The 12130-nt window shown below is 45.4% G+C and carries 10 protein-coding genes; 3 read left to right on the top strand and 7 right to left on the bottom strand.

Annotated elements, in window-relative coordinates; translation table 11 throughout:
- Position 1: 1 nt before the first annotated feature.
- Positions 2–475, top strand: coding sequence for a methylated-DNA--[protein]-cysteine S-methyltransferase (locus tag HUO09_RS06425; RefSeq protein ID WP_188233399.1), 474 nt, complete (start codon positions 2–4; stop codon positions 473–475).
- 40 nt (positions 476–515) lie between these two features.
- On the opposite strand, the gene nhaD is transcribed toward HUO09_RS06425, so the two are convergent.
- Both nhaD and HUO09_RS06415 read right to left on the bottom strand, forming a co-directional pair.
- Positions 516–1967: a sodium:proton antiporter NhaD gene (nhaD, locus tag HUO09_RS06420; RefSeq protein WP_167411821.1), complete on the bottom strand. Its 1452-nt coding sequence runs from the start codon at positions 1965–1967 to the stop codon at positions 516–518.
- 237 nt (positions 1968–2204) lie between these two features.
- Positions 2205–3611, bottom strand: coding sequence for an anion permease (locus HUO09_RS06415; RefSeq protein ID WP_188233398.1), 1407 nt, complete (start codon positions 3609–3611; stop codon positions 2205–2207).
- Positions 3612–3867: 256 nt separating this feature from the next.
- On the opposite strand from HUO09_RS06415, the gene HUO09_RS06410 reads away from it, so the two are divergent.
- Positions 3868–5454: a sensor histidine kinase gene (locus tag HUO09_RS06410; RefSeq protein ID WP_188233397.1), complete on the top strand. Its 1587-nt coding sequence runs from the start codon at positions 3868–3870 to the stop codon at positions 5452–5454.
- On the top strand, positions 5454–6131 hold the full coding sequence (locus HUO09_RS06405; protein WP_188233396.1) for a response regulator: 678 nt from the start codon (positions 5454–5456) through the stop codon (positions 6129–6131). The genes HUO09_RS06410 and HUO09_RS06405 overlap by 1 nt, the downstream gene beginning before the upstream one ends.
- Before the next feature lie 74 nt (positions 6132–6205).
- Here HUO09_RS06405 and HUO09_RS06400 read toward each other — a convergent pair whose 3' ends face one another.
- From HUO09_RS06400 to slyA, 5 genes are all read right to left on the bottom strand, one after another.
- Positions 6206–7501 (bottom strand): dicarboxylate/amino acid:cation symporter, encoded by a 1296-nt coding sequence (locus HUO09_RS06400; RefSeq protein ID WP_167411809.1) that lies wholly within the window; start codon positions 7499–7501, stop codon positions 6206–6208.
- Between the two features lie 389 nt (positions 7502–7890).
- On the bottom strand, positions 7891–9204 hold the full coding sequence (locus HUO09_RS06395; protein ID WP_188233395.1) for an alpha/beta fold hydrolase: 1314 nt from the start codon (positions 9202–9204) through the stop codon (positions 7891–7893).
- Between the two features lie 129 nt (positions 9205–9333).
- On the bottom strand, positions 9334–10377 hold the full coding sequence (locus HUO09_RS06390) for a DUF2955 domain-containing protein (protein WP_188233394.1): 1044 nt from the start codon (positions 10375–10377) through the stop codon (positions 9334–9336).
- Positions 10378–10389: 12 nt separating this feature from the next.
- Positions 10390–11448 (bottom strand): HlyD family secretion protein, encoded by a 1059-nt coding sequence (locus HUO09_RS06385; protein ID WP_167411806.1) that lies wholly within the window; start codon positions 11446–11448, stop codon positions 10390–10392.
- A 20-nt stretch (positions 11449–11468) separates the two neighbouring features.
- Complete coding sequence (slyA, locus tag HUO09_RS06380; RefSeq protein WP_188233393.1) at positions 11469–11939, bottom strand: transcriptional regulator SlyA; 471 nt, start codon at positions 11937–11939, stop codon at positions 11469–11471.
- Positions 11940–12130: the final 191 nt, after the last annotated feature.

Genomic DNA, 12130 nt, shown 5'->3' with positions numbered 1-12130 from the left:
CATGAACTACTACACCTATTATCAAAGCCCACATGGACAGATGACGATACAAGCCAATGACACAGGCTTGCTTGGCGCTTGGTTTGAAATACAGACCACACAACCGCAGGAGCTAGGGGCATACAGCGATGATCATGCTATTTTGAATCAAGCTAAGAGCCAGCTGGAAGAATACTTTTCAGGACGCCGCACTCAGTTTGATTTACCACTGGCAGCAAAAGGCACCGATTTTCAGCAATCGGTTTGGCAAGCACTATGCAAAATTCCTTACGGAGAGACTTGGAGTTATCAGCAACTCGCGGATGAAATCGGTAATCCTAAAGCGGTTCGGGCAGTCGGTTTAGCCAATGGCAAAAATCCTATTTCTGTCATCGTTCCGTGCCATAGAGTGATTGGTAAAAATGGTAAACTAACGGGCTATGCAGGTGGCGTTGAAACCAAAGAAAAACTGTTGCAGCTAGAACGATCTAAGTAACACAGTGTTCTAACTGCCACAGCGAAGTTCTTTCATTCGTTTAGAAGAAAATATTAAACAGCGAATGATTAAGCATAAGATGCAAAGTAATACTCGCGGCATAACCTAAGATGATGACAGGTGCCCATTTCAAATGACCAAAGAAGGTATATTGACCATGGGCGGCTCCCATCAGAGCCACGCCAGCAGCAGAGCCGATCGACAGCAGGCTACCGCCGACACCGGCGGTTAACGTCACTAATAACCAGTTCCCCAGAGACATATAAGGCTCCATTGAAAGCACCGCGAACATCACAGGGATGTTATCTATGATGGAAGAGAGAACACCCACAGTTATGTTGGCCCACATAGGGTCCCACTGAGTGTAAATCACTTCTGAAATCATGGTGAGATAGCCTAATAGACTCAGTCCGCCGACACACATGACGACCCCGTAGAAAAACAACAGCGTATCCCATTCTGCTTGTGAAATTCGTCTAAACACGTCAAAAGGTACTACCGAACCAATTCGTTTGAGTGCTGCTTCGTCATTGTTTGCGAGAGCTCTAGCGGTTTTCTTCGCCAGAGACCCTGCCAATGTCTTACGCAAGAAATAGCCGAAAAACTGCAGGTAAGCTAAGCCCATCATCATCCCCATTACTGGTGGGAAGTGGAACAAACTGTGGAAGCTGACCGCTGTGGCAATGGTAAGAACAAACAACAGTATGATGCGTCTCGCTCCTCGTTTTAACTCAACATGTTCATTGACGGTATCGGGTGTCTCTTTAGGGACGAAGAAAGACATGATTAACGCTGGAACCATGTAATTGACGATTGAAGGCAGAAACAGATTTAAAAATTGAGAGAAATTGACGTGCCCCGCCTGCCACACCATTAATGTGGTGATATCGCCAAAAGGGCTGAATGCGCCGCCAGCGTTTGCAGCGACAACAATGTTAATACAGGCGATATTGACAAATTGGCGATGATTTCCACCGACTTTCAAAACTACGGCGCACATAAGAAGGGCTGTGGTTAAGTTATCGGCGATAGGGGAGATAAAAAAGGACAGCAAGCCTGTTATCCAGAATAGTGTTCGGTAGTTGAATCCTTTGCTGACCATCCAAGCTTTCAACGCATCAAAAAGCCGACGTTCTTCCATTGCACTGATGTAAGTCATTGCGACTAAAAGGAACAGCAATAGCTCTGCGTATTCCAAAAGATTGTATTCGAGCGCTTCACGAGCGATCTCAGTTGCCCCTTGTTGCTGATAGACATAACCAATCATCACCCAAATCAGACCCGCGGCAAGCAATACAGGCTTAGATTTTCTGAGCTTCAAATACTCTTCAAGTGTGACGAGAACATAAGCAAATACGAAGATAATGACAGCCGCATAGCCAAAATAGGAGTGGGTCAAATTTAAACCATGATTCGCGCCACCAGAAGCCATGCTTGAGGCAGAAAATAAAAGGGTGAAAAGGGCAAATAGCCAATGGGGCAAGCAACGCATTCTTTTCATTATGGATCCTCGCACTTTCTTACAGCGTTGTTGAAATGATATGCCTCAGTGTAGAAAGGATCTTAGGGTTAGAATGTGAACTCAGTAGATTCTGCTTATAGATACGCTTAATTAATAACCGGAGTGTGAAGTCGGGCAAATATTGATGGAATTCAGTGACGTGACAATGAAACAGCCCATCCGTGGATGGGCTGAAAATAGCGGTCAGTTTAACTCGTCAATCTGGATTTACCACATTCCCAAAATTTTCCACCATGCGCCGCCCACGAAGAAGAAGATAGGGATAACGATCAGTGAGAACACGAAACCAATCTTCCACCAGTTTTGCAGTGAGTGATAACCCGCACCGAATAGAATTGGAGCAGGGCCTGAAGAGTAGTGAGTTGTCGACATGTAAAGGTTACTGAAAATACCCAGAACAATAGCCGCCAGCATTGGTGGTGCGCCTGCTGAAATAGCTATTGCAAGGAACGCAGAATACATAGCACTGATGTGTGCCATTGCACTCGCCATCAAATAGTGACTGTAGTAATAAACCAGTAACAGAATCGCAATCGTCGTTACCCAACCAAAGCCAGATAAAGAGCTGCTTACGTAGTCGCCAAACCATTTGATAAAACCAAGGCTGTTTAGCTGTGCTGCCATCATTACCAACACCGCAAACCAAGTAATGGTATGCCACGCTTCTTTTTCACCGAGCACCGCATCCCAGGTGATAGTGCGTGTGATAAGCAAGAACACTAAACCTAGCAAAGCCGTCACAGTCGCGTGTAATCCCAGAGTAGGCCCAAGAACCCACAGAGTAACCATGCCTAGGAAAGTAAAACCGACCATCCATTCCGCACGACTCATTGAGCCCATATCTGCAAGATGCTGTTTTGCCAGTGCGCGCATTTCTGGTGTTTTCTTAAGTTCTGGTGGGAATACGTAGTACATCACTAGAGGAATCAAGAACAGACATAACGCACTTGGAACGATAGCGGCTAACGCCCAACCGCCCCATGTGATCTCAACGCCTTGTTCTTTAGCAAAGTTTGCCGCGAGTGGGTTACCTGCCATAGAAGTCAGGAACATAGCACAGGTGATGGCGTTACATTGGAAGATACACTGAACAAGGAAGGCACCAATTTTGTTCTCGGTTCCTTTTTCAGGATCGGAGTCATAGGCAGATGCGACAGAACGGAAAAGTGGAGAAATAATGCCGCCGCAGCGAGCTGTGGTGCTTGGTGTTGCTGGTGCGAAAAGAAGGTCAGTTAGAACTAAACCGTAAGCGAGACCGAGCGAGTTATGGCCCAGTTTAGAGATAAACCAGTAACCGACACGGCGTCCAAAACCTGTACTGATGAAGCCGCGAGAAATAAAGAACGCTGCCGCAATCATCCAAATTGTTGGGTTTGCAAACCCGCTGAGCGCGGTTTTAATCGGCAGCACACCTAAAACGGTACAAGCGACCAGTCCGATCAAAGCCATTGCGCCTAAGGGCAGTGGTGCGAGTATCAGGCTAAGAACGGTTACGACGAAAATAACCATCATTTGCCATGCGTTATCTGTTAAGCCATCTGGTACGGGAAAGAACCATAGAATGACGCCGAGTAATGCTAGTAAAAGCAATCTTGAGTTGGCCGAAGAAATCATAATTACCTCCTAAGTTTTCGTTATATATATCGCTTCAACAGAGGCATTTACTGTGTAAAATCAATTTCTAGTCATTCGTTTTTTGGTTAACTTCCAGCTTGGGTGTTGGTTCTGGTTTGCCTTGTAAACTGTTTGAAATTAGACGTTTAAAATTCATTAAAACCATTAACTTCATTGCGGTGAGATTGCTCACGTTTCTTATTTCTGGCTAATGCGCACGCTTGGCATTTGTTTCAGCGTCTAAGTGGAAAATACAATGACAGTACGCTTTATCTCGGACACATTTACTAAGCATTTATTCTGGTTGTTAAGTGCTGCGTTGTTGCTAGTTGCGACTGGTTGGTGGATATACAGTGCCTATCAGTTGCAAGATGTGCTTACTCGTCAAATTTCATTGCGAGCACAGGTTCAATCTCAGCAGTTAGCTAAAATGCCGAGTTTAATTGCAGCCGTTGAAAACGACGATTCTCAACAAGTCAGCGCGCTTATTCAGGCGCTTGATTCTGTCAGCGATGCGGACTTTATTACGGTGAGTAATCGTCAGGGAATTCGACTGGCTCATCCAGTATCTGAACGCGTTGGCTTACCTGTTACTGGTGGCGATATCGATGATGCGCTGCAGCTTGGCAAGTCATATCTTTCCTATGCTTCTGGTTCATTAGGGCCTTCTGTCCGCTATATTTCTCCCATTTTTAATGCTGATCAACAGGTCGTCGGCATGATCAAAGTCGGCTACTTGCTGAATACGCTAGAGATGTGGAACAGCAAACGTCTGGCAGGATTATTGATGTTTGGGCTGTTTATTATCGTGGTCTCTATTGGTTTAGCGGTGCGTTTCTCCACTTACGTGAAGCAGAATATGCAGCATATGGAGCCGTGGGAGTTAAAACAGACGCTGGTGACGCAACAAGGAGTATTGCAAGCGACTCACGAAGGTTTGCTTGCAGTGAATAGTGATGGACAAGTCTATGTTGTCAATGACTCTGCCAAGAAGCTGCTCGGTATTCGTCGACAAATGTTGACGGCTAACATTGAGGACTGGGTGGATGACAGCGCCTTGTTCTCCTTATCCGGTGAAGACTTTCTCGATAAATTGGTGCGGATAAATGGTCAAAACTGCGTTATGACCCGAGTAACCATCCCTATGTCTCGCAGTGGCGAGCAAGGCGCGGTATTTAGTCTCCGTGCGTCAGAAGAGTTGCAAGCGCTATCTGAAACCCTCAGTCAGGTAGGACAATACATTGAGAGCTTAAGAGTGACTCGCCATGAGTATCAGAACAAGCTTTCTATTCTTGCCGGACTATTGCAACTTGGACAGTATGAGCAGGCTCTGAATGTGGTGTTAAACCAGTCGAGAGCGGATCAACAAGGGATCGATCAACTCAAATCGTTTGGTCAATTTCCTCAGCTTTCCGCCTTGTTGCTGGCCAAATTAATCAAAGCGAAAGAGCTCCAGATAGAGTTATTGTTACCCAAAGAAGAACATTGGCAGCAGATGCCGGATACATTGACTCAGGATCAGCTTTGCTCCGTGGTGGGTAACTTGCTGGACAACAGCATGGACGCGCTGCAAGGGCAAAAACAAGGCAGAATAGAGTTAGAAATGTGGCAGTCATCGCTAGAGTATGGCTTATCCGTCACAAACAATGGCAAAGAGATTACACAACCTCTGGATGAATTGACTACATTGGGTTACACCACTAAATCAGATTCAAGAGAACACGGTATTGGGCTTTATTTGACACAGTCGATCATAGAAGCCGCCCACGGACATATTGAATTGGACAGTGATGCTGAAGCGACATCATTTACGTTGTATTTCCCAAAGAATAAGGAGGCCTAATGCTGAAAGTCATGATCGTTGAAGATGACAGTGAGATCGCAGCATTACATGCTCATTTTATCGCTAAAGAGCCGTCATTGAATTTAGTTGGAATCGCTGTTTCATTTACTATGGCAAGGGAAATGATGGCGATAGCCAAACCAGATTTGGTCATCGTGGATAACTATCTGCCTGATGGGCGAGGTGTCGATTTGGTTTATGAGTGGCTCAAACTGGACCATAAACCAGAGTGTATTCTGATTACCGCAGCTAACGATGCTCAAACGGTTAACTTAGCGCATCGCTATGGTGCGTTCGATTACTTAGTCAAACCAGTCGACTACCAGCGTTTATCACTGAGCCTGAACAAATTTATTCAAGTACGCCAGCATTTATCACAAGCCAATAAATTACATCAGAGTGAGTTGGATAGTCTTTTCTATCAAGCGCCAGCCACGGCTGATACAAACACCAGCACGGACGAATTTACCCTGAAACAGGTTATTGCTCAGTTTGCTCATGCCCATGTGGAACAAACCGCCAGCAGTGTGGCGGAAATGATGAACATCAGTAAAAGTACTGCCCGGCGCTATCTTGATAAAGCGGTTGAGCGTGGCGAACTCACTGCGTTTTTAGAACATGGCAAAGTGGGCAGGCCGACACGGGTTTATTGCCGACCTATTGGTATAAAAAGGTAATCGGTATCCAAACCTATCAACATAAAAAAGCCCCAAGAGCTAAAGCAACTTGGGGCTTTTCCATTCATACCAGCTTACTTATGAAGATGAACTTCTTCTTCTTTTTCGCCAGCGTGTGGGTCGTTAAATCTTGCTACGTCTAACGCGTTTTCAGATTTCGCGACGATACAGCTAACGCAACAGTCACCTGTGATGTTTACCGCAGTACGGATCATATCCAGCAGACGGTCAACACCCATGATCAGAGCAATACCTTCCAGTGGTAGACCAACTTGGTTCAGAACCATTGCCAGCATAACCAGACCAACACCTGGAACACCCGCCGTACCAATAGAAGCCAGCGTTGCAGTCAGGATAACGGTTAGGTAATCACCCATAGTCAGGTCGATGTTGAACGCTTGAGCGATAAACGCTGTCGCGACACCTTGCATGATTGCCGTACCGTCCATGTTGACCGTTGCACCAAGCGGAATCGTGAAAGATGCCACTTTGTTATCAACGCCGAGTCGGTATTTTGCTGTTTCCATCGTAACCGGAATGGTTGCGTTAGATGATGCCGTAGAGAAGGCAAACATCACTGCATCTTCCATTTTCTTCAGGAAGGTAATCGGGCTTAAACCTGAAAAACTTTTCAGCATCACACTGTAAGTAACGAGTCCGTGGATCAGCAGCGCCGCTGAAAGTACTAGGAAGTACTCAGCTAGGTTTACAATCGCACCTAAACCTAGGCCGGTAAACAGCTTAGCCATCAGGAAGAACACACCGTAAGGGGCGATGTTCATCAGCAAAGCAACCAGCTTCATGATCACTTCATTTAGGTCATTAAACATGGCTGCCACACGTTCACCGGCTTCGCCGGCGGCACTAATAGCAATACCAAACAATACTGCAAATACGATAATTTGAAGGGTTTTACCTTCAGCCATTGAGCTAATTGGGTTGGTTGGGAACATATCAATGATCACTTTACCCAATGACGGTGCTTCAGTTGCTGCAAAGGTGCTTGCTGCAGTCAGGTCAGCTCCAGCACCTGGCTGGAATACCGTACCCATGAACAGGGCAAGTGTAATCGCAACTGCGGTAGTGATGATGTAAAACGCGAGCGTTTTACCACCCATGCGACCAAGTGTGGTGATGTCTTTTAGAGAGCTTGTGCCACAGACCAGTGATACAAACACTAGTGGAACGACAAGCATTTTTAAGCTGGCGATAAAGATTTTTCCACCAACTTCAAACAGTCCGTTGACGATGTAGGCGTCGACGAATGTATTGCCTTCAAACAAGGCTCGAATAATGAATCCGGTTAAAATACCAGCAACCATACCGATGATCACTCGGCTGGTTAGGGATAACGGCTTCTTGGTATCCATGGTGAACACTCCTTATAGTTATGCACTTCGACATTCATTTCGAAGAGGGCGGCAGGGTATCAGCCGAAACGTGAAATCAAAAATCAAAAAGGGGTATGAAATTTGCGAGTGTGACTAGGATCACTGTGTTGGTGGTTCAAATTACCAAAAATTAACATTAATTTAGAGTTTTGAAACAACTTTGTGTGTTTTATAAGCATAAAATGCATTTTTTGTGAGTTTCATGCAATACGTTGTGTTGTACCGCGTTATTAATCTGGCCGTTAGCTTGTTATTTGGTTATTAAATCGGACGAGATATTTTGTTTAACTGCTTGAGTCAAATTCAATTTTTAGAGGATGGGCAGGTAAAGAGTCAAGCGAACCGAAGTCCGCTTGACGGCATAGAGACTAAAGAAGCGCGAGGTTTAGGTTGGCAGCAGTATGTTCACCCATTTTTATTAATGTATCCAATATATGCTCACCATCCGCACGCAGGCCATTGTGTTCATATTGATTGGTGATCCACGCTTTGCTGTTTGGAATGAGCTTGAGTGTTTCGCGGCTAATATCCATCTCAACAAACATATCATCCGCATACACAGCGCAGCTCACGGGCACTGAGTTGTTAGCAAGCACGGATGCATCGTATAGGTTCGACCAATCTTCTTTTTCTGCCAGTAACTGAGCAGCTTGTTTCAGTGGCTTCAAGTTGGTGTAGCTGTCAAACATCCAAGGAAAAACCATTTCGCCAGTAAAGAGGAAAGGTTGCCCAGTTTGATAGTTGAACTGAGGGAACTCTTGTCTGACTCGATGAGCAGACCAAAGAGAGGCAAAGCCCTGACAGTAAATAGACTCATGCAAAATCGCATAAATAGGGTTGGTCTGGAAATTTTGCTCCATCATCATTGCTTGCAGAAATTCGTAACGTAGCGTCTCTTTTCCTTCTACTGTGATAAAGGCATTTTCCAATGTGAAGTAGGTGGGAATGAAGCTGTCACTAACACCAAAGTTGATGCCGATTTGCTGGAATTGCTCAACGGTAAAGCGTTGACCAGTTGGCAGTAGAATTTCATGGGTTAACAAGTGATCGGCAATACGTTGGCAAAGCGCTTGCGCCGTAGGAAATTGAGTAAAGAACGCCGCGTTTTTGTCCAGAGTGCGTTGATAAGTCGCGCGATAAACATCGTCAGCATGGCGCGAAATCGACGGCACACCACCGGTAATGTATGAGCGCAGTAAACTGTCTGGAAAAAGTGAGAGATAGGTTAATGAGCAAAAGCCGCCGAAGCTCTGCCCCAGTATCGCCCACTTATCTATATTCCATTGTTTACGAATATATTCTGCATCACGAACAATATTATCTGCTCGGAAATGGCTGAGGTACTGAGCTTGTTGTGTAGCTGTCATTCCAGCTAGTGTTTGATGGTTGATGACACTGCTATTTCCTGTACCGCGTTGATCCAGAAGAAGAATGCGAAATTGCTGTAATGCTCGTTTCATCCAGCCGTTGGTGGCCGTCGCCCTCGGAGAAGGAAAGCCTGGGCCGCCCTGAAAATAAACAAGCCACGGTTTGTGTTGATCATCACCACGCGCGGATGTGACTGAGCGAGCAAACACTTGAATGGTTTGCTGATCAGGATGCTGGTAATCAAGTGGAACAGAGAATGTGTGCGGAGTGTATAGAACTCCACTATCAGTAAAGCTATGAGCGAGTAGAGACATGGCTGATGATTTATCCTTTGGATTTGTTTTTGCGCACCTTAGCACAACTCAACCATCCGCATAACTGCTCTCAGATACAATTTTCTTCAATCAATATCATTCAAGCAGTATCAGCTTTTAAGAATGTCACTAAGCCATCTCGTGGCTGAATCGTGTCGACTCAAAACGGTTGAGCAGGCGATGAACAAAGTAGGTCACCAGCAGTGTTACGACAATTGCAAACAAAATGCTGCTAACACGGTAGAGGGCACTGTAAACCAAGTCGCCGCCCGGAGTCAGATATTGCCCGAACAAGATGCCAAGCGTCGTCAAGCCACCAAATCCGGCTCCCGAGCCGCTCGACTCTTTCACGTGCATATAGCTGAAGATCATTGCACCAATCCAAAGAATCGGCACAACAAATAACAGTAAATCTGACCAGTCATACAGCAGGATTTGACCAAGTAATCCAAAGGTGACACCCATCAATGTCCCCATCGCACGTTTGCGGGCATAACCCATTGCGCCATTCCAGTTCATAGGGAAAAGTAGCAAAACGGTCGTGGCTTGAGCGGACAAGGAGTCACTTAGGTTAAATACCTGAAATACAATAAAAGACAGCGTCGCTATGGTTGCTCCCATGATAGCTTCATGGCGCATGCGGTGGTCTTTCTTTGCTTCTAGTGGTTTTGGCAGTGGCTCTCTCGGTTCAACATCTGGAATGAAGAATGTCATTAAATAGGCGATGACGACGGAGATGACACTTGCCAGCAGGTTAGTAAAAACGAGGTTGTTGATGTCTGTTGTCGGGTAACTGGCAAAGTGCAGCATGATACTCAAACTGATGATGCTGTTTGCACCAAACAGAAATAAACTGCCTTTTGACATACAGGCAAACTTGACCAAAAACAGACTAAAAGCGATCAGTGTCATCATGCCCGGATGACCACCAAATAGCCCGCCAAGAATGCCTATTTCTAATCCACATACCACGGCGGCTGCAACCAACTGACGAGCTGCGTGAGCATTCATAACCGGAACCATACCAAGCAGAAGCATTGGTGTAACCGTGAAGAACACGCCATTGTCCCAACCGAACAGTTTACTGATGGTGAAGCCAAGGGTTGCTCCAGTGGCAATACGCAGACACTGTCTGAGATCATTCGCAGACAGTGGGTGATCCCATAATCTCATGCTACCCCCTAATTAATAGATGTAGTGAAGAGCACTAAGGAAGCGAATCTGCGCTTTTGCCAGCCACGAGAATAGTGAGTTTTCAGGTATTAACTGTACTGTTGCGCGTGCGCCGGAAGGAAGGTGATCGACCAACTGGCTATCAATTGCAAGGTGGACACGCATGCGTTGTGCATCGCGAACCCAACGGTTGGATGTGGTCGGTGTCGCTAGGCTACCATCAGCGGCGAACTGTCCCGCACTCACACCGGCATCCAGCGTACTGAGTTGGGCTTCAAATACCTGTCCCGGCTTACTATCAAAAGCGATTAATGCACGGCTGCTTGACGAAAAGTGGCGCAGACTTTTTTCACGAAAATCGGCAATAACGTCCACTTCATCTGCCACTAACGCTACGAGGGGGCTGCCAGCGTTTGCGTAAGTACCATTTTCTAACTGCAAGTTGGCGACAACACCATCGTGTTCAGCCACAACGCGAGTATAAGAAAGGTTCAGTTTTGCTTTATCTAGCTGGTTTTGTGCAACGCGAATATTCACGTTGTTGTTGTCCATGTCTCCACGGCTAACTTGTAGTTGTTTTAGTCGAGCTTGTGCTGCTGAAACATTAGCTTGAGCGGCTATCGCTGCACTTTGTGCATCATCTTTTAATTTTTGTGAAGTACCGTTGCGAAGGAAAAGAGTGTTAAGACGGTTTGCTTCACGGCGTTTTTGCTCAGCAACGATAACGCTGGCTTTCACGTCTGCTTGTGCAGCTGTGATGGAGGCATCGAGTTGTTCGTTATTTTGCATCACTTGTTTTAGATTTAGTTCTGCCTGTTCAACCGCTAATTGGTAAGAGGTTGGATCGATATCAAACAGCACATCGCCTTTGTGTACAGCTTGGTTGTTTTCGACATAAACATTGGCAATTTTGCCACTAACTTGAGGAGCAATTTTTGTAACAACGCGGGTCGCCATTGCTTGAGGTGTCAAAGGCATCGCTAGATCCGCAACGAGAAAATAGGCGAATACAAAGACAAACCCGAAGCAGGAATATTTTATCCAGCGAGCGAATTTTTGATCTGGGGTCATGATTTAAAACTTCTCTTTTTTTATAAGGTTTCTGACTTTTTACTAAGTGCGTCAAGCGCGCTATGTGACACTCTGTCGAGTATCGATGAAAGCATTTTTATCTCTTCATCGCTGATGTTAATCAGTAGTTGGCTACGAACGTCGACGATCTTTTCTTCCATCTGTTTGAGCAGAGATTTTCCGTCATCGGTTAATCGTACGATTCGAGCACGTTTATCACTTTTACAGCTGTAGCGAGTGATGAGAGATTGCTCTTCTAGTTGATTTAAGGTGCGCATTAATGATGGCAATTCAATTTCAAGCGATTCAGCAAGACACTTTTGACTTACGTTGTCACCCAGACGTCTCAATTTCCATAGCGCTGTCCAACGAGGGTGCGTAAGACCAAGTGGTGCTAATTCGCGATCAGCAACCATTTTCCAAAGGCGTGATACGCGGGCTAACTGCTCAGCGAGAGACAATTCTTTGAGGCTTACAATGTCATGTACCATGATTAACTCTTATTTACTTAGCGTGCTAAGTAATATAGTTTAGTTAGCATGCTAAGTAAATAGTTGTGACTTAAATCACACAAAATTTATTGATCTCGTGAATAAGATTGATGCGGTAATTCGAATAAAAATGGTCAGGGAGAGCTAAAATTATCGTCTATTCTTATAGGGTTACGTTATTCTTGAACTCA

The sequence above is a fragment of the Vibrio sp. Y2-5 genome, from assembly GCF_014596725.1.
GTDB lineage: Bacteria > Pseudomonadota > Gammaproteobacteria > Enterobacterales > Vibrionaceae > Vibrio.
The sequence above is the reverse complement of the archived record's forward strand: the minus strand, read 5'-3'. Positions and strand labels throughout refer to the sequence as shown.

Excerpts from the sequence above, each read along its gene's own strand:
- HUO09_RS06425 (WP_188233399.1), top strand. The coding sequence starts at position 2 with ATGAACTACTACACCTATTATCAAAGCCCACATGGACAGATGACGATA.
- nhaD (WP_167411821.1), bottom strand. The coding sequence starts at position 1,967 with ATGCGTTGCTTGCCCCATTGGCTATTTGCCCTTTTCACCCTTTTATTT.
- HUO09_RS06415 (WP_188233398.1), bottom strand. The coding sequence starts at position 3,611 with ATGATTTCTTCGGCCAACTCAAGATTGCTTTTACTAGCATTACTCGGC.
- HUO09_RS06410 (WP_188233397.1), top strand. The coding sequence starts at position 3,868 with ATGACAGTACGCTTTATCTCGGACACATTTACTAAGCATTTATTCTGG.
- HUO09_RS06405 (WP_188233396.1), top strand. The coding sequence starts at position 5,454 with ATGCTGAAAGTCATGATCGTTGAAGATGACAGTGAGATCGCAGCATTA.
- HUO09_RS06400 (WP_167411809.1), bottom strand. The coding sequence starts at position 7,501 with ATGGATACCAAGAAGCCGTTATCCCTAACCAGCCGAGTGATCATCGGT.
- HUO09_RS06395 (WP_188233395.1), bottom strand. The coding sequence starts at position 9,204 with ATGTCTCTACTCGCTCATAGCTTTACTGATAGTGGAGTTCTATACACT.
- HUO09_RS06390 (WP_188233394.1), bottom strand. The coding sequence starts at position 10,377 with ATGAGATTATGGGATCACCCACTGTCTGCGAATGATCTCAGACAGTGT.
- HUO09_RS06385 (WP_167411806.1), bottom strand. The coding sequence starts at position 11,448 with ATGACCCCAGATCAAAAATTCGCTCGCTGGATAAAATATTCCTGCTTC.
- slyA (WP_188233393.1), bottom strand. The coding sequence starts at position 11,939 with ATGGTACATGACATTGTAAGCCTCAAAGAATTGTCTCTCGCTGAGCAG.